The organism is Prevotella sp. P2-180, assembly GCF_002251435.1.
In the GTDB taxonomy this organism is placed as follows: Bacteria; Bacteroidota; Bacteroidia; order Bacteroidales; family Bacteroidaceae; genus Prevotella.
On record NZ_NPJI01000073.1, the window covers coordinates 20,657 to 39,087 of the forward strand.

At 48.1% G+C, this 18,431-nt stretch carries 17 protein-coding genes; 8 read left to right on the forward strand and 9 right to left on the reverse strand.

Annotated features, from left to right (window positions below):
- The first annotated feature begins 52 nt into the window (after positions 1-52).
- From dnaA to CIK98_RS10510, 4 genes are all read left to right on the forward strand, one after another.
- Positions 53-1,462 (forward strand): chromosomal replication initiator protein DnaA, encoded by a 1,410-nt coding sequence (dnaA, locus tag CIK98_RS10495; RefSeq protein WP_094384189.1) that lies wholly within the window; start codon positions 53-55, stop codon positions 1,460-1,462.
- A 146-nt stretch (positions 1,463-1,608) separates the two neighbouring features.
- On the forward strand, positions 1,609-1,968 hold the full coding sequence (gene rsfS, locus CIK98_RS10500; protein ID WP_094384190.1) for a ribosome silencing factor: 360 nt from the start codon (positions 1,609-1,611) through the stop codon (positions 1,966-1,968).
- Between the two features lie 29 nt (positions 1,969-1,997).
- Entirely contained in the window at positions 1,998-4,049 is a 2,052-nt protein-coding gene (ftsH, locus tag CIK98_RS10505; RefSeq protein WP_094384191.1) for an ATP-dependent zinc metalloprotease FtsH, read from the forward strand.
- 23 nt (positions 4,050-4,072) lie between these two features.
- The gene (locus CIK98_RS10510) at positions 4,073-4,921 is read left to right on the forward strand and encodes a phosphatidate cytidylyltransferase (RefSeq protein WP_094384192.1); all 849 of its coding nucleotides are present in this window, start codon (positions 4,073-4,075) and stop codon (positions 4,919-4,921) included.
- Between the two features lie 119 nt (positions 4,922-5,040).
- Here the strand turns inward: CIK98_RS10510 and CIK98_RS10515 are convergent, their stop codons facing one another.
- The 3 genes from CIK98_RS10515 to CIK98_RS10525 form a co-directional block, all read right to left on the reverse strand.
- Entirely contained in the window at positions 5,041-6,636 is a 1,596-nt protein-coding gene (locus CIK98_RS10515) for an ATP-binding protein (RefSeq protein WP_094384193.1), read from the reverse strand.
- 882 nt (positions 6,637-7,518) lie between these two features.
- Positions 7,519-8,298, reverse strand: a complete 780-nt coding sequence (locus tag CIK98_RS10520) for an ABC transporter permease (RefSeq protein WP_253249700.1) — start codon at positions 8,296-8,298, stop codon at positions 7,519-7,521.
- Entirely contained in the window at positions 8,283-8,906 is a 624-nt protein-coding gene (locus CIK98_RS10525; protein ID WP_094384194.1) for an ATP-binding cassette domain-containing protein, read from the reverse strand. The genes CIK98_RS10520 and CIK98_RS10525 overlap by 16 nt, the downstream gene beginning before the upstream one ends.
- 172 nt (positions 8,907-9,078) lie before the next feature.
- Here CIK98_RS10525 and CIK98_RS10530 point away from each other — a divergent pair, with 172 nt between their 5' ends.
- Complete coding sequence (locus tag CIK98_RS10530; RefSeq protein WP_094384195.1) at positions 9,079-9,795, forward strand: HAD family phosphatase; 717 nt, start codon at positions 9,079-9,081, stop codon at positions 9,793-9,795.
- Here the strand turns inward: CIK98_RS10530 and tsaA are convergent.
- Genes tsaA through CIK98_RS10560 form a run of 6 tightly spaced genes read right to left on the reverse strand, consistent with a single transcriptional unit; the run spans position 9,767 to position 15,658 of the window.
- A complete protein-coding gene (gene tsaA / locus CIK98_RS10535) occupies positions 9,767-10,462 on the reverse strand; it encodes a tRNA (N6-threonylcarbamoyladenosine(37)-N6)-methyltransferase TrmO (RefSeq protein WP_094384196.1) in 696 nt (231 codons plus the stop codon). The genes CIK98_RS10530 and tsaA overlap by 29 nt on opposite strands.
- 21 nt (positions 10,463-10,483) lie before the next feature.
- On the reverse strand, positions 10,484-11,839 hold the full coding sequence (locus tag CIK98_RS10540) for a sodium:alanine symporter family protein (protein ID WP_094384197.1): 1,356 nt from the start codon (positions 11,837-11,839) through the stop codon (positions 10,484-10,486).
- Between the two features lie 9 nt (positions 11,840-11,848).
- Positions 11,849-12,496 (reverse strand): DUF4230 domain-containing protein, encoded by a 648-nt coding sequence (locus CIK98_RS10545; RefSeq protein WP_094384198.1) that lies wholly within the window; start codon positions 12,494-12,496, stop codon positions 11,849-11,851.
- A gap of 12 nt (positions 12,497-12,508) precedes the next feature.
- Entirely contained in the window at positions 12,509-13,171 is a 663-nt protein-coding gene (locus CIK98_RS10550) for a DUF4230 domain-containing protein (RefSeq protein ID WP_172409904.1), read from the reverse strand.
- Positions 13,168-14,166: a YqiA/YcfP family alpha/beta fold hydrolase gene (locus CIK98_RS10555; protein WP_094384200.1), complete on the reverse strand. Its 999-nt coding sequence runs from the start codon at positions 14,164-14,166 to the stop codon at positions 13,168-13,170. Before CIK98_RS10555 ends, CIK98_RS10550 begins: the two co-directional genes overlap by 4 nt.
- A 52-nt stretch (positions 14,167-14,218) precedes the next feature.
- Complete coding sequence (locus CIK98_RS10560) at positions 14,219-15,658, reverse strand: sodium:alanine symporter family protein (protein WP_094384201.1); 1,440 nt, start codon at positions 15,656-15,658, stop codon at positions 14,219-14,221.
- A 167-nt stretch (positions 15,659-15,825) separates the two neighbouring features.
- On the opposite strand from CIK98_RS10560, the gene CIK98_RS10565 reads away from it, so the two are divergent.
- From CIK98_RS10565 to CIK98_RS10575, 3 genes are all read left to right on the forward strand, one after another.
- Complete coding sequence (locus CIK98_RS10565; RefSeq protein WP_094384202.1) at positions 15,826-16,572, forward strand: GIN domain-containing protein; 747 nt, start codon at positions 15,826-15,828, stop codon at positions 16,570-16,572.
- A gap of 105 nt (positions 16,573-16,677) precedes the next feature.
- On the forward strand, positions 16,678-17,421 hold the full coding sequence (locus CIK98_RS10570; protein ID WP_094384203.1) for a sugar phosphate nucleotidyltransferase: 744 nt from the start codon (positions 16,678-16,680) through the stop codon (positions 17,419-17,421).
- A gap of 49 nt (positions 17,422-17,470) precedes the next feature.
- Complete coding sequence (locus CIK98_RS10575) at positions 17,471-18,412, forward strand: CDP-alcohol phosphatidyltransferase family protein (protein WP_094384204.1); 942 nt, start codon at positions 17,471-17,473, stop codon at positions 18,410-18,412.
- Positions 18,413-18,431: the final 19 nt, after the last annotated feature.

The following is an 18,431-nucleotide window of genomic DNA, read 5'->3' on the forward strand; positions in this document are numbered from 1 at the left end:
CAACTTATTCCAGATATTACGATAATAACACCTATAATTCTTAAAAACCACAATGGTCAACAACTATAAGTCTGTATGGGAGCAGTGCTTGAAAATCATTCGAGGCAATGTAACTGTCCAGCAATATGAAACATGGTTCGCACCTATCGTATTTGAGAGTTTCTCAACTGAAAAGAACACTCTCTTGGTGCAAGTTCCAAGTTCGTTTGTCTACGAATACTTGGAACAGCATTTCGTGGGCCTGCTCAGCAAGGTTCTTGCCCATTGCTTTGGTACCAACGTAAGGCTCACTTATCGCATTGTTACAGACAAGTCTCACAACCTCTCGCAGGATGTGGAGGGAGAACAGCCCGTACAAATAGAACAACAGCCGAAAGCGGGAGTCAACAAGTCTCCTTCCATGCTCGATGCTGCCAAGCCGCAGGAGATAAACACGCAGCTTAATCCAAAACAAACGTTCGCCAACTATATAGAAGGCAACAGCAACAAACTGCCCCGAACCGTAGGTATGTCTATTGCTGAACATCCAGGAAAGTCCACCTTCAATCCATTTTATATCTATGGACCTTCAGGATGTGGAAAAACCCATCTTATCAATGCCATTGGTGTAAGGTGTAAGGAACTATATCCGCAAAAACGTGTCCTTTACGTCTCTGCGAGACTGTTCCAGGTGCAGTTTACCGATGCCACTCGGCGCAACATGGTCAACGACTTCATCAATTTCTACCTCACCATCGACGTACTCATCGTCGACGACATTCAGGAGTGGGCTACAGCAGGCAAGACCATCGACACCTTCTTCCATATCTTCAACCATCTCTTCCGCAACGGTAAGCAGATAATACTCGCCAGCGACCGCCCACCGGTAGACCTGCAAGGCATGAAGGACCGCCTTATCACCCGATTCTCGTGCGGACTCATAGCCGAGTTGGAAAAACCGAACATCGACCTTTGTATAGACATTCTCAACAGCAAGTGTCGACGTGACGGACTGAAAATATCCAACGACGTGCTTCGTTTCATAGCCGAGACCGCCAACGGAAGCGTACGCGACCTGCAGGGCGTGGTAAACTCACTGTTGGCATATTCAGTGGTATACAACTGTAATATCGACATGCACCTTGCCGAGCGTGTAATGAAACGAGCCGTGAAGACCGACAACCATCCACTCACGGTCGACGATATCCTTGAGCGCGTCTGCCGGCATTTCAATGTCACCACACAGCAAGTCATGAGCCGAAGCCGCAAGCGCGACTACGTGTCAGCACGACAGATGTCGATGTATTTCGCCCAGAAATACACCAAGATGCCAGCTTCCCGCATAGGCCAGCTCATAGGAGGCCGTGACCATTCCACCGTGATCCACAGCTGTACTGCCATAGAGCAGCGGCTGAAAGTAGACAAGGCATTCGTGGCAGAGGTCACTTCTATTGAAAACTCTTTTAAATTGAAACGACAATAAGAGTGAAAATGTTAATAATGTTTGGAATTAAGACATTTTCTTAATTCTTAATGCTTATTTCTTGATTAAATGTATTAACTTTGCAGCAAAATTCGGGAAGTGGGGGCGTAATACGCCATTCACTCCCCCAAAATAACGTATTATTAATGGAAGAAACAAAAAATTTAGTAGAAAGTATCACAAAGGGAATACAAGAGAAAAAAGGTTCAAACATCGTTATCGCTGACCTCAAGAATATTGAGGGCGCCATCTGCAGGTATTTCGTAATCTGTACCGGACAGTCGCCAGCACAAGTGGAAGCTATCACTGACTCTGTCACCGAAACAGTAAGAATCGAAACCGGAGAGAAACCTGTTAAGATAGTCGGACTTGAAAATGCACAATGGGTGGCAATGGACTATGTCGACGCCATGGTTCACGTGTTTTTGCCTGATGTCAGAGAATACTACGACCTTGAGAACCTCTGGGAAGATGCTGATTTCGAACGGATAACGGATATCGAGTAATAACCAAAGCCAACTCTTGATTGATTATTATGAACAACAGCAATAACAATAACAACAACAACCAGGACCCAAACATGAGGATGCCGAAGTTCAACATGAACTGGATCTATATCCTCGCACTGTTTGTTATCGGTGTACTCTATTTTACAAATGGAAACACAAATTCCAGTGTAAGGACCGAAGCCTCATACGACCAGTTCAAGAAGATGGTCATTAAGGGTTATGCTTCCAAAATCGTTGTCAACAAGGATAAAAGCATACTCCACATGTATGTCAAGCCAGAACATATCAGGGATGTGTTCAAGCAGGGCATTGACAAAACCGGCAAGGAACCATCGGTGGAAGTGCAGTTTGGCTCCGTTGACCAGGTAGAGCAATTTGTTGAACAGGCAAAGCAAGACAAGAAGTTTTCCGGAGATTTCAGTTATGAAAACAGTAAGGATAACGATTTCTTCTCAATTATCTTCTATAATATCTTGCCATTAGTCTTCATTGTAGGCTTCTGGATTTTCATCATGCGACGCATGGGCGGCGGAGGAATGGGAGGCTCGTCAGGCATTTTCAATGTAGGAAAAAGCCGTGCAAAGATGTACGAAAAGGGCAATGCCACCAATGTCACCTTTAAGGATGTGGCAGGACAGGCTGGGGCAAAGCAGGAAGTGCAGGAAATCGTCGAATTCCTCAAAAATCCTCAGAAATACACGGAGTTAGGCGGAAAAATACCAAAGGGCGCATTGCTCGTAGGCCCTCCGGGAACAGGTAAGACTCTGCTTGCCAAGGCTGTGGCGGGAGAGGCAGGAGTGCCTTTCTTCTCCATGAGCGGCAGTGACTTCGTGGAGATGTTTGTCGGCGTGGGAGCCAGCCGTGTGCGCGACCTTTTCCGACAGGCAAAGGAGAAGTCGCCGTGCATCATCTTTATTGACGAGATTGATGCCGTGGGACGAGCCCGAAGCAAGAATCCCGCCATGGGAGGAAACGATGAGCGCGAGAACACCCTCAATGCGCTACTCACCGAAATGGACGGTTTCGGCACCAACAGTGGCGTAATTATACTTGCAGCCACCAACCGTGCCGATATGCTCGATTCTGCCCTAATGAGAGCTGGACGTTTCGACAGGCAGATACATGTAGACCTGCCCGACCTTAACGAGCGTAAGGCAATATTCCAGGTGCATCTTAAACCAATCAAGACCGACGAGAGCCTCGACATCGACTTCCTGTCTCGTCAGACACCAGGCTTTTCCGGTGCCGACATAGCCAATGTATGTAACGAGGCAGCGCTCATTGCCGCTCGCCACGACAGCAAGGCAGTGTGTAAGCAAGACTTCCTCGACGCTGTAGACCGAATCATTGGCGGTCTTGAGAAAAAGACAAAAATCATGACCGACGCCGAGAAGCGCGCCATCGCTATCCATGAGGCAGGCCATGCCACCATCTCCTGGTTCTGCGAACACGCCAACCCGCTTGTGAAAGTCAGCATCGTGCCAAGAGGACGCGCCTTGGGTGCCGCATGGTATCTGCCGGAAGAGCGAGCCATCACCACAAAAGAGGAAATGCTCGACGAAATGTGCGCTACACTGGGAGGACGTGCAGCAGAGGAATTGTTCTTGCACCGTATCTCTACCGGAGCCATGAACGACCTGGAGCGTGTTACAAAAAGCGCTTACGGCATGGTGGCTTTTGCCGGCATGAGCGAGCGTCTGCCAAACATCTGTTATTACAACAATAGCGAATACACTTTCCAGCGCCCATATTCCGAGACAACCGCCAAAATCATGGACGACGAAGTACTGAAGATGATAAACCAGCAGTACGACAGGGCAAAGGCAATACTTCAGGAGCATAGCGAGGGACATAATCTGCTCGCCGACCTGCTCGTTCAGCGGGAAGTCATCTTTGCCGACGATGTGGAACGCATCTTCGGCAAGCGCCCGTGGGTCAGCCGTTCTGAGGAACTTCTTGAAGCTCAACAGAAAGCGGAGGCGGAAGCAATGGCGGAGAAACGTGAAAAAGAGCTTCAGGCCAAGGGTACAAGCCTTGAGGCAAAGGTGAAAGATGACGAAATGAAAAATAAGGAATAAAGGCTAAATAACAAACATATTATATGAAGAATCTTGTTGTAAGAACCATAACGGGAGTGTTGTTCGTGGCTGCCGTAGTGGTCAGTTTCCTCGACCCTGTGGCAATGACAGCATTGTTTGCGCTGGTCACAGGACTCACCGTATGGGAGTTTACAGGACTGGTGAATGAACGTAATGGCGTGTCGGTCAATCGTTTCATCACCACAGTGGCGGCAACATATTTCTATTTTGCCATGGCAGGATTCTCCAGCGGCATAACCCCTCCCACGGCGTTTATCCCCTACGTCCTCACCATAGTCTATCTCATGGTGGCGGAACTGTATGCCAAACACGAAGACCCCATAAACTGCTGGGCATACACCATGTTAGCCCAGCTCTACATAGCCTTGCCGCTATCGTTGCTCAATGTCCTGGCGTTCCGCATGACAGAAGGCGGCATGTCTTTCACCTCAGTTCTGCCGTTGTCAGTGTTCGTGTTCCTTTGGGTAAACGATACCGGAGCCTATTGTTGCGGCTCACTGCTTGGTAAGCACAAGCTGTTTCCGCGCGTCAGTCCGGGCAAGAGTTGGGAAGGCAGCGTAGGAGGCGGAGTGTTTGTCATCGGAGCCTCTGTCCTTGCATGGTATCTCACAGAGACCTACGGGGTCAACGACCTTCAACTCTCCGTTTTTGAGTGGATAGGACTTGGACTGACAGTAGTGGTTTTTGGCACCTGGGGCGACCTTGTTGAAAGTCTTTTCAAGCGCACCCTTGGCGTAAAGGACAGTGGCAACATCCTTCCCGGTCACGGCGGCATGCTCGACCGCTTCGACTCCTCCCTTTTAGCTATCCCCGCAGCCGTAGTCTATCTCTTCACGCTTACATTGATATAGTACACACACACATAGTTAAAGGGTCATAGGTACTGAAGTGAACCCAAAAGTTGGTAAACTACAACAACTATGGTAAATTAGTAGTGAGTGGGTATGAGTTTACTGCCAACACGGGGTGGTTATAAGCGTGGCTTGTATGCAAAGTCGTTTACGGTGCCTGTCTCGGAAGAGAAACTGATGCCTACTTTGTATATCTTGCGCTTGTCTGAGGCGTATGGTTGGACGTAACCCTTTTCGTCTATCTGTTTCAAAGCAGCTTCCGCAGTGGAGTTAAGCTTGAATTCGAATATATAGACGTAGTCGGGACATTCCAACACGCAGTCGATGCGCCCTTGGCTCGTCTCCTTCTCAACGTAGGTGTTGTATTTGCCGAGAAGTTGGAGGATGAGGTAGAAGGTGTATTGGAAATGACGCTCACACTCCCTTTCGTCTTTTTTGCGCTGGAAACGGTAGGAGATGTTGGAGAGGAAACTCGTCAGCTGGAGCTTGAACTTCTCGATGTCGCCACTGCGCAAGGCACGGGTGACGTCAACAAACCATGAGTTGGAATATTTCTCGTCGCTGAAATAATCAGACGCAAGCAGCGCAACCATACCGCTGCGCACTTCCTCGTTGGGAAAGTCGAGACGATAGACATCGAAGGTGGGGTCATAACTCTTTATGGTAAAATATCCGCTTTGGTAGATCATTGGCAGCGGCTTTTGCTTTGTTGCCTTGTAATCTACAAATTCTGCGGCTGAATATTCCTTGCCTGCCAGTTCGTTGATGTTTTCATGGTTGTTTGCCAAGAGACGCATTAGATACGTCGGAGTTCCTGTGGCGAACCAATAGTTTTGGAAATCTTTGGAGTCGAGGCAGTTTAAGATGCTGAAAGGATTGAAGATGTCCTTCATCTGTTTGCTGAAATGGTAACCGTCATATTTCCGTTTCAGCTTTTCTACTGTTTCTTCCTCCGTCATGCCGTTCATCTCGCCAAGTTCCCTTATCTGTTCCTTGAACACCGAGAGAAGTTCGTCCTTCGAGATGCCGCAAAGCGCGTCGAAACGGGAGTCGTAGCTGATGTCCTTCGGCTGGTTGAAACCGCTGAACACGCTGACCTGAGAGAACTTTGTGACTCCTGTGAGCAACACGAACTGCAGATGCTTGTCGGCGAGTTTGAACACGCTGTACAGACCTTTTAATATACCTCGATGTATGTCCTCAAGTTTTGTTTCCTTCCCGTTGAGCAGTCCTGTATAGTCAGTGTCAATAACGTCGAGCAGCGGCTTGTCGTATTCGTCAACAAGCACGACAGCGCGTCGTCCTGACTTCTCGTGCGCTTGTTTTAGCACATGGGCAATCCTTGCGCCAAGCTCCTTGTTTATTGGGTCTTTGCCCCATTGGTTCTCCCATGTCTCAAGACTTCCAAGAATACGTTTGTCAAGTTCGCCGTCTTTGTCGAAGTTCCCGCCATTGAAATCCAAATGGAACACAGGATATTCCTTCCACTCCTTCTCCAGCGTGTCGATGGCAAGTCCGCGGAACAGTTCCTTGCGTCCAAGGAAATAGTTTTCGAGTGTAGAAATGAGCAGGCTCTTGCCGAAGCGGCGGGGGCGGCTGAGGAAATATATCTTCCCCTTGCTGACAAGGTCATAAATCAATGCCGTCTTGTCAACATAGACATAACCATCCTCACGTATTTGCTCAAAGCTTTGTATTCCTATTGGGTACTTCATAATCAAGTATTTTTTATATTTTGGGGCAAAGATACATTATTTATTTCATTTCTCCAAGAAAAACACAGATTTTCTCCAGTGATACCTAAATATTCATTATCCATATCTTGAGAATTTCATGATGCAAAGTTACTGCATTATTTCTTTTTCTGCAATAGTTGTCCTCGATGCCGAGCGCCATTGTCCCGGATATAGTATCGGCAAACCATAGTATGCAGTACATAATCCCTCAAACACTAAATTTTGTGTGGAATTAAAACACGTGAGGTAACCGGGGTAACCGAGGTAACCGATGGCTGTGGTTTGCTGCCTCGGGATGAAAAAAAAACTTCCTCGCGAGGGGAACTTTGGGGTATGGTTACCCGGTTACCCCGGTTACCGCGGTTACCCCACGTGTTTGTGTTTTTAGGGTCCTATATATATAGTATATTAATAATATATATATTATTAATATACTTTCTTCTCTACAGAAACATGGCGGGTAACCGGGGTAACCGAGGTAACCGGGTAACCGCGGGTCAGAGTTTGCAAAAAAAAAGACCGCAACATACGGGGATGTTGCGGTCTTCTTTCATATTTATGCTGGAATGCTTACTCTTCCGTAGTTGTACATCTTCAGCATGTTTACGCAATACTTGTTGAACTTCTTGCTTGCTGTAAGTTTGTTTACTAACTTTTTCATAATGTTACCCTTTCTTTCTTTAAATTAAACAATCTTTTTTTTCATTCGTAGGATGCAGCTTCACATCCTGTGTGTTATCCTGTTTGTTTTCTTTTGACGCTGCAAAGGTACAACGTTTTTTGCTGTGTACGTACACAATTTTGCCTTTATTTCTTGCTTTTTGCCCTTATTTTGACTTAGGTCAACGTGTTTGACGTAGGTCAATCATTGGTGTGGGTGAGTGTTAGACGGCCATAGCTGTCGAAGGACTTGCGGTCGGTAAGATATAGGGTTACTGCAAGTGAAACCATTGAGGCTGAGAAGGTTATGATGATAATCATGATTTGGTATTTCACTGCTATTCCCGGTGATGAGCCGCCAAGAATCTGACCTGTAATGGTGCCTGGGAGCGATACAAGTCCCATGACCGCCATGTTGGCTATGCATGGGGTGAACGACTTTTCAATAGCTTTGCGTATGAAGGGGGTGATGGCTTCCAGGTGGGTGGCGCCGTTGCCCAGAAGATAGTAGTATAATGTGGTTTCGCGGCGAAGTGAGTCGAAATAGGTAGACAGGGCTATGACCGCTACACTGAGCATGTTGCCCATCAGTATGCCCATGATAGGAATGAAGTAGCGAGAGTCGAAGGGGTTGGGAAGACGGAGGACGATGAACAGGAAAAACATTCCGACAAGCATTGAGGCCGTGAAAAAGCCGCCTGCCACGGGAAGAAGGGCTGTCTGCCATCGTAGATGTGTGCGTCTGATGGCTGTAGATGCTGCCACCACAACCATCACTGCAACCCATGCAATGTTTATCAAGGCATTGTTCCATGTGAAGAGATACTGGAGGTAGATGCCGATGAGCGACATCTGTACTATCATTCTCGCCAACGATACTATGGAGCTGCGGATGAGGTTTGTCTTAAACCTGTAGAAGACGTAGAGTGGTGCCGCTATGAGCAGCAGGCCAGCCACCATGTTAATTATTGTAATGTCCATGTTATCTTTTTGTCGCTATAGAAATCAGGATTGTGTGTTACTACGATTACGGCAGAACCTTTTTGGGCGAGCCTATGTAGAAAATTTGCCACGAGCTTTGACGACTCTTGGTCGAGGGCTGATGTGGGTTCGTCGACAATGACTATTGGCTTGTTGAGCAGTGAGAGGCTTGCTATTATCACACGCTGTCGCTCTCCGCCGCTTATCTCGTTGGCGAGTTTGTCGTACAACGAGTTGTCGAGAGCCAGGTTTTTCCACTGTTCGGTGATGCTTTCACGTGAAATGGCTATGGTGCTGTTGGCCTGAAGCGTGAATGGCATGTTTGCCAGTTCTGCTACGGTGTCGACAGGAAACGAAAGGTCTTGTGGCACGTAGGCCATGAATTTTCTGAATGCAGGTGCTGAGAGTGGGGTGAGCAGTTCGCCGTTGACGGTGATAAACCCTTTGTCAACAGGATGGAAGCCCATCATGGCTCTTATGAGGGTTGTCTTCCCGCATCCAGATGGTCCGCAGATGGTGGTTATCTCACCTTTTTCGGCGCAGAATGACAGGTGGTCGACAAGTGTCGCCCCGTTGTGGCTTATAGTTACGTTTTTCAGTTCGAGCATAATGACGTAATTCTTTTTTTTAGCCGCAAAAGTAGCATTATTATTGCATATATGCAAACGAATGGGGGTGTAGAAATGTTAAAGATTACTTTGTGTTGCGCTTTTTCTTCAACAAATAGTGCTCTAAAAGGTAAAAAATGCTTAATTTTGCACGTTGAAAATTCAATATACGATGTATACGACAGAAATAGAGAATTATCTCAGGAAAACTGGATTTAGGGCTTTCACTCCGAAAGCTGCCCTTTTTGACATGGATGGCGTGTTGTATGACTCCATGCCTAACCATGCTTATAGCTGGCATACTTCAATGGCTTCTTTTGGCATAGAGATGAGTGAGGCTGACGCGTATGCTTATGAAGGGATGCGCGGTGTGGAGACTATTAAGAAGATTGTGAAGGAACAACGTGGCGTGGAGATTACTGACGAGGAGTCGCAGAGAATGTATGACGAGAAGTCGCGTATCTTTTCCACAAGACCTATGGCGCTGATGATGGAAGGGGTGAAGGAACTGCAGGAAAAGATGAAGGCCTGCGGACTGAAAATAGTGGTGGTGACTGGCAGCGGACAGGTGTCGCTGCTGGAAAAGCTGGAGCATGACTTCAAGGGGCTTATCGAGCCGGGAATGATTGTGTCGAGCTTCGACGTGAAGCGCGGAAAGCCTAATCCTGAGCCTTATCTGAAAGGATTGGCTAAGGCGGGGGTGGAACCTTGGGAGGCCATCGTGGTGGAGAACGCGCCGCTCGGAGTGCGTGCCGCACAAGCTGCACGTATCTTTACTGTGGCGGTGAACACTGGACCGCTGCCCAACAAGATGCTTGCTGACGAAGGGGCGGACCTGATATTCAACAAGATGACTGACTTCAGGGACAAGTGGGATTCGTTTCTCTAATCTCCACTACCTCTACCGTTGAACCTACCACACGGAACCTTATGTCGAAACTATTGTAGGGCATGCCGTAGACGCGGTCGGGAGACGTGTGGTAATGAGGACGAGGGTCTTGTGACAGCAGTTGGGTGACAACAGACAGGTCGGCTGCGGTCAGCAGGCTTGTGGCGGCCGTTGTGGAAAAAATCACTTCGAGACGCGTCCATTCGCTGGTGGTCACAAAGCCAGCCCGGGCTGAGGGATGACTGTCGAACTCTGGCAGGTATGGCTTGATGTCGTAGACGGGAGTCCCGTCCATCAGGTCGGCACCCTCGACCTCGAGGCAAAGGCCTTCTTTGCTGTCGAGAGTTGTTTTCACGAGTCGTACCGACGACAACCCGATATTGTTTGGACGGAATGGAGATCGGGTGGCAAACACTCCCTGCCTCACGTTTCCGCCAAGACGGGGAGGACGCACCGTGGAGTGTTTCTTTGCGTCCACATTTTCAGAGAATCCCCATATTATCCATATATAGTCGAAACCATCAAGCCCCCGGATCGCTTCGGGGTCTTGGTATTCCTTGTCGAACACTATCGTTCCGCGCAGGCTGCTTATGATGCCGCTCTGGCGGGGTATGCCGAACTTGGTGGTGAGCGGAGAACGGAAGTGTGCTATCGGCTGGATATTCATCTGTTTTTTCTGTATTGATGATTATTCTTCGCTGTATTCGTCCAATTTTCCTCCCCAGAGATATTTTTTTGTCTCGCTCACGAGTACTCCGCTGAGGAACAAGAGGGAGAGAAGATTGGGTATTGCCATGAGGGCGTTCATGCAGTCGGCAATGTTCCACACGAGGGTGAGATTGATGATGCTGCCAAAGAATACGGAGAGGATATAGATGATGCGATAAGTGAGCATTAACTTCTTGCCTGAAAGATATTCAACGGCTTTCTCGCCGTAGTAGCACCATCCCACGGCAGTGCTGAAGGCGAAAGTGAGCACGCCGAAGGCAAGCATTGGAGTGCCTAAGTATGGTATTTTGGAGAATGCCATCTTGGTGAGTGTGGCTCCGTGGGTGTAGTCGATGTCGGGGTAGGCAAGTATGCTCGACACGATGACGAGTCCTGTCATGGCACAGATGACCACGGTGTCCCAGAAAGTGCCGGAGGATGACACCAAGGCCTGTCGCACAGGATTGCGTGTCTGTGCCGCCGCTGCCACGATAGGAGCCGAACCGAGTCCGGACTCGTTGGAGAACAGTCCGCGGGCGATGCCATATCTGGCAGCCAGCATCACTCCAGAGCCCACAAAACCTCCGCCTGCTGCCTCAGGAGAAAACGCAGACTGGAAGATGAGCTTTATGGCGGGCAGGACGAACGAGGAGTTGATGAAGAGGATAACGATGCAACCTATGACATAGAAGAGAGCCATGAACGGCACGAGGAAACCGCATACGCGTGCAATGCTTTTCACTCCGCCGAACACCACGGCGCCAAGCAGGCCGCACACCACAAGTCCTGTGAGCCATTGCGGTACGCCGTAAGACTCGAAGGTCATGACCGACATGGCATTGGCCTGCACTGTGCTGCCTATGCCGAAGGAGGCGAGGGCTGTGAAGGCGGCAAAGAGTATGGCGAGCCATTTCCAGCCCAGTCCGCGCTCAAGGGCGTACATCGGTCCGCCGAGCATACGCCCGTCGTTGGTCTTTACGCGGTATTTTATGGCGAGAAGTCCTTCGGAATATTTTGTAGCTATGCCGAACACTCCTGTAAGCCAGCACCACAGCACTGCGCCAGGTCCGCCAAGCGACACCGCCGTTGCCACACCGATGATGTTTCCGGTGCCGATGGTGGCTGCGAGGGCAGTGGCTAAGGAACCGAACTGCGAAACGTCGCCTGTGGCTCCCGGGTCGCGTGTGACCGAGAGTTTTATGGCGGTAAAGATCTTTCGTTGCGGAAATTTCAGTCTGATGGTGAGAAAGAGGTGAGTGCCAAGAAGGAGAATCATCATTGGCCAGCCCCAGAGAAAGGTGCTGATGTCTGAGAAATAGTTGTTTAGCTGTTCCATCTTTTTTATTTATTTGTGTTTGTCGTTTCCAGTATCCTTATTGTCTGCAAAGCGTATCGTGACATTGTTGAACCCCATTGACTTCATGATGTTTCGCATCTGTATGTCTGCATTGTTCTGTGCTATTTCGATGTTTTTCTTTGTCAGACAGTCTGCCTTCATTTTTCTGTATGCTTTGTCGAGCATGGCTTTTCGTGCTTTTGGTGTCCACTTCCCCCGTTCGTAGAACGACTTGGTGCGTGTCTCGTCGATGAAGTCTTCGTCGAGCAGCCCTACTGGCGGCAGGGTTACGGCAATGGTGTCGCCCTTCGCCACAATCCATTCGGGAGATACTCGGTGCATGTCGACTCCCAGCCGTAGTGTACCGTAATAGATGCGTACGAGTTGGTCGTCGTAGAATATTCCCCTTCTCACGCTGTCGACCATCACCTCGTGGTTGATGGCTAGGAATTCCCATTGTCCTATAGCCTTTATAGCCTTGATTTGTTGCGGTGTGATGTCGATTTTGTTGTCAGACACAATTTCTATGGAAGCCGACTCGACGTTTTTGCCGAGCCATGAGAGAATCATGGCTACAGCCACGATGGCCACGACAGCCACAGTGATTTGAAGCTTAAACCGTGATAGCAGAGCCAGTATTGTTTTCTTCACGTTCATGATGGTTGAATATTAATCCTTGGTACTGAGGACCTTCCACTGATGGTCCTTTCTGAATGTAACGGTAATGTTTTTCTCGTCGTATCCCATTTTCACTATCATGGGTATGATGAGTTGAGCGGCATTGTCGCGTGCAGTGGAAAAAATGCCTGTCTCAGGTATGGCTTTTATCACGGCCTCGCGTCCCTGTCTCTCGTAGTCAGACAGTTCGGCGTCAGAGAACCGGCTTCGTGTGATGTCGACATACTCACGTATTTCCTCATGGTCGACGCTGCTGCTTGTCACAGCCACCTGAGGGTCTGGCAAGAGGATTTCAATCTTGTCTCCTTCTTGCCTTATGTCCTCCTTGCTGAAGTTTGCGAAGTCGATATATGCTTTTAGTTTCACCAGTATTGGGATAGCTATTTTCCTGTCGCCGAGAGGCATTTTCACGTCAAACTCATGGTTAAGCAGTTTGCCTTTGAGACGTTTTTCGTCTGAATGAGTAATGATTTTGTGAATGTCGTATTCAGCAGTGTAGAGTTTCGAGCATCGTTGCAGCTGCATGATGAGCACTGCCGTGGTGTCTGTTGTCTCCACTGGCTTTTCCGTGTCTTTTGCCTTTTCTTTGTCGGATGATGCAGTACAACCTGCAAGACAAGCGGTGGCAAGAATAAGATAAATAAATATTCTCATTGTCCTCCTAATCTTTCGAAATAAGTGATGATTTCGTCCCATGTCTTAAACTCGTCGCTGCCCAATCTGATGTTTGTTCCCATGAACTTGTCGTCGTCGTGCATGGAAATCATATAGTCGCCATAGAGCAGGGCGGTGTTGTTGGCGTAAACAATGCGATTGTATGCCGGTGCGCTGATGGCCTCTTCTATCCAGTCGTGGTCTTCAGCCATCATTTCTTTTTCGTTGGTGAGAGCAGGGCAAACGAAATACACGTCGTAGTGTTCGAGCAGCATTTCAAAGCATTTGTGCATGCTGGGCCTTGCCTGTCCTTGTGGCGCCCTCATGGCGTCGATGGTGATGTAGAGCACAGGCCGCTCGCGTCCTTCCTGCCTGTCGTCTATCCATCGTATTACGGGCACGAGATAGTGGATTGCTATTTTGTCGTTCAGTCTGTGTTCGCCGTGGAAGTAGATGGCTTGTGGATAGTGTTGGCGGTAGAGGTCGAAGGTGTTTACCAGCGGGTCTTTGTCGCCAAACAGTCCCCAGACTCTCTGTTGTTCGTCTTTGTCGTCGGCATGTGTGAAACACTGTTCTGTAAGTTCGGCAAACTGTTTTACGAGAGCCTTGGTGACGATAAAATCCTGCACTCCGTCTTGTCTTGGGTTTTGGTATGTTTGTTTTCCGATCATTCCATGTTTTCCCATGGTGTCACCCATTTGGAAGGCAGGGTTGATGATGATGCGGTCGAAGCCGTAGAGTTGTTCGGTCATCATGCCTCCAGCCGACGTGCCTACGATGAGGTCAGGCTTGTCTTCCTCGCATTTTGTTTTAAGGAATGCGATGGCCTCTTGCGGGTCGAGTGGAATGTCGTATGCCACCACTTCTGTGTTAGGGAGCAGTTGTCGCAGAACAGACACTGTGCCCGATTGTGCTGAGGATGCAAATCCGTGTACATACATCAGCTTTTTGTTTTCCATCACCGATGGATATTGAATTTGATATTGTTTTTCCATTTCTATATTATTCAAGTTATGTATATATTTGAAGTTAAGGAAGTTAACTTATTTATTCCCAACACTCCACATCCTTCTCAATCTCCGGCATCATCGACCGCTTGAACTGCGGGTCTTGGTGATTCCGTCGTTGCTCAATATAGTTGTCGAGCAGTCGGAATACTTTTGGGGAGAGCTGAATGATGGCAACGAGATTTACCAGTGTCATAAATCCCATGGCCAAGTCAACCAAGCACCATGCAGTCTGTAGAGTGACCGTGGCTCCAATCATGACAGTTGCCCCTGTGATGGCGCGGAAGGCGAAGATTGTCTTTCCCGACTGTGTGATGAAGCGTATGTTTGTCTCGCCGTAGAAGTAGTTGGCGATGATGGTGCTATAGGCAAAGAAGAAGATGGCCAGGGTGACAAACAGTCCGCCAAGGCTTCCCACATGGGTGATGAGAGCGTATTTTGTGAGTATGATGCCGTCGCGCCCTGAATCATAGATGCCTGAAAGAAGTATGACGAAGGCCGTGCACGTACAGATGACCAGTGTGTCGGCAAACACACCGAGAGCCTGTAGCAATCCTTGCTTTATAGGGTGTGAGGTGGAAGCTATGGCAGCCGCGTTGGGAGCCGAGCCCTCGCCCGCCTCGTTGCTGAAGAGACCGCGTTTTATTCCCTGCATCATGGCCACGCCAACCATACCTCCGGCAGCCTGTTCGAAGCCGAAGGCACTCTTGACGATGAGTGATATCATGGCTGGAATGGCTGTGATATTGGTAATGAGAATGAATGCGGCGAGCAAGATATAGCCTACTGCCATGATTGGAACAATGATGCTTGATAAAAGTGATATTCGCGTCACACCACCAAAGATGATCATTGTTGTGGCGATAGTGAGAACAAGTCCTACCTTGTCTTGTTCGACACCCATAGTGTCTGCAACGGCATCGCAGAGAGTGTTGCTTTGAACCACTTGGTTGGCAATGCCAAAGGTGATTGTGATGAGAACGGCGAAGAGCACTCCCATCCACTTTCTGTGCAGTCCGTACTGCATGTAGTATGCCGGACCACCATAGAACGAGTCTTCGCCGCGCCGCTTGTAAAGCTGGGCGAGGGTAGACTCCACGAATGCCGTTGCAGCGCCAAAGAGTGCCATTACCCACATCCAGAACACGGCTCCCGGTCCGCCAACGAATATAGCCGAAGCCACTCCTGCAAGATTGCCGGTGCCTACACGGCTGGACAACGACACGGCGAAAGCCTGGAAAGAACCAATCTTTTTCAGTCGTTCGTCTTCCGTGGAAAGGTTTTCCTTTTCCACCTTATTTATATATATAGGGCGATTGGCAATTACATTAAACATATCTTTCAGAAGCCGGAACTGTACACCTTTCGTCCTTATTGTGAAATATATGGCGCAGCCGATGAGCATCACTATCACCACATAGGTCCAAAGGTATTCGTTTAGCATGTCTATAATGTCCAAAACCCATTCTGTTGTTGTCATAATATAAGGAGTTTTATCGTTTACATTTGCAAAATTATTAAATAAAAAAGAAAAAACGGCAGTATTATTGGTTTTTTTTCGAAAAAAATGCTCTTATTGCAACTTTTCTTCGTTTTTGAGCGTCAAAAGGTCAGAACAACGAATAAATAATAAGAAAGAAGATAACAATGAAAAAAGTATTTATGTTTGTAGCAGCTCTGATAACACTGATGTCATGTGTGAGCTCGACGGATTTCAAAAAGGCGGAATATGCAGAGGAAACACGCCCAATCAAAGGATTCAATCAGATCCAGGTCAATGGTTCCCCGAAGGTAGTGTATACCCAGGGAAGGAATTATGAAGTGAAGGTCAAGGTGCTTGACAAAGATGCACTTGGCGTAGTGAAGACAGAACTCGACGGCGAGCGCCTTGTAGTGTCGTTGAAAAACTATAGAAGCAAGATGTTCAACTTCGACAAAGGCGACCGGTTTGTTGTCTGCGTCACTTCCCCCGACCTTATAGGAGTGGAAGTGAGCGGTTCGGGTGATTTCAAGAGCACCAAGACTATCGACACCGACAATATCAGCCTGGCGGTTCGTGGCTCAGGCGACATCTCCATCGAGGGACTTCTCATTTGCGACCATGCAAAAATGGCAGTGACAGGCTCAGGCGACCTCGAAGTGAAAAACCTTGAGGCCATGACAAACGACATCACGCTGATAGGCTCGGGCGACCTCTCGGTAAGACAGCGCAGGGTGGGCAATACCAGGGTGCAGCTCACAGGCTCAGGCGACATAGAGGTGGACTGTGAAAAATGTGGCACCGTAGACTCAAATCTCACTGGTTCAGGCGACATCAGCATCAGTGGAACAGTAAGTAATCTGAAAAAGTCGAAAGCAGGCTCAGGCGACTATATTATCAACATCAGGAATTGACAGGGATAAAGCCTTTGGCACTTTTTTCCTTTTTTTTTAAGAATTATTCTTCATTCTACATTCTTTTTTGTAATTTTGCACCCAAATTCACAAAAAGAAAGTAGAATGAAGTATGCTATTATAGCCGCTGGCGAGGGTAGCCGATTGGCTGCGGAAGGTATAGACTCGCCTAAACCGTTGGTAACAGTTGGTGATGATATGCTTGTAGACCGTCTTATCAAAATCTTTATGGATAATGACGCTGAGGAAATAGTGATTATCTGTAATGATCTCACCACGCTTGTGAGCCGACATCTGCTCGACATACAGCAGAACGGACTTAAGGGCAGACCAATACCGTTGAGGTTCGTGGTGAAGAGTACGCCATCGTCGATGCATAGTTTCTATGAAATAAGCCGATACCTCAGCGAAGGCCCATTCTGTCTCACAACTGTTGACACCATATTCCGTCCCGAAGAATTCAAAGCCTATATCGAGGCATTGGAAAAGGCGATAGAGAACGGCAGTGACGGACTAATGGGTGTAACAGACTACGTAGACGACGAGAAACCTCTCTATGTGGATGTGGACGACAATGAAAAGATTGTCGGATTTCTTGACAAGAGCGACAGCTGCCGTTTTATTTCGGGTGGTATCTATGGTCTTACCCCACGTTCCATCACCACGCTTCATGCTTGCATCGACCGAGGAGAAAGCCGTATGCGCAATTTTCAGCGTGCGCTCATTGCCGATGGTTTGGAGCTGAAAGCTTATAAGTTCAGTAAGGTGCTTGACATAGACCATGCTTCAGACATACAAAAGGCTGAAGAGTTTTTAAGTAATTCAACTATTGCAAGAAAAGGAAGTTAACTTCTGGAGTTGAACGAATGCGAAATAAAGTTAAGTAATAAATAAAAAAATGGAAAAGAGAAGTTTTAAGGAATTGCTGAAAGCGTCGTACAAGTCGGAGGACACCGAGGAATGGCTTGATGTTCACTTCACCAGACCCATAGGACTTGCCTTTGCACTGATGTGGGAAAAGCTGGGCGTTCATCCCAATGCCATCACCATTCTCTCCATTATCCTTGGTGTGGGAGCAGGTATGATGTTCTATTTTCCTGACCTTGAACATAATATTTATGGAGTGGTGTTGCTGATGTTTGCCAACTTCTGCGACTCCACCGACGGCCAGCTTGCCCGCCTGACCGGACAGAAGACGCTAATAGGCCGCATGCTTGACGGATTTTCGGGCGACTTATGGTTTTTCGCCATATATGTAGCCATTGCCTGCCGCCTTTACAATGAGCCAGTTCCTTTTCTCGATGGATATACATGGGGAATAGGCAGCGTCATATTATGCAGTGTGGCAGGCTTCCTGTGTCATTCGCCCCAGTCGTCGCTTGCCGATTATTACCGTCAGATACACCTTTACTTCCTCTTGGGAAAGAAAGGCAGTGAGCTCGACGACTATAAAAGCCAGCGCGCCATCTATGAGTCAATGACGTGGAAGGGAAATTTCTGGGCTAAGATATTTTATTTCAACTATGCCAACTACTGCAAAAGCCAGGAAAAACGTACTCCTGGATTCCAGGCTTTCTACAAGACCGTGAAACTGCGTTGGCCTAATTTGGAGGATATGCCGCAGACGCTACGCGACGAGTTCAGGTACAACTCACTGCCGCTGATGAAGTACACCAACCTTCTCACGTTCAACTCACGCGCCATAATTATCTATGTCACATGTCTTGCAGGCATACCATACCTCTATCCTTTGATGGAAATCACTGTGTTTATGGCAATGTATGTCCACATGCGCAAGAGCCATGAGAAGTTCTCCCTTGAAATGGCAGACAAACTTTAGTCGAGAAAAAAAATAGATA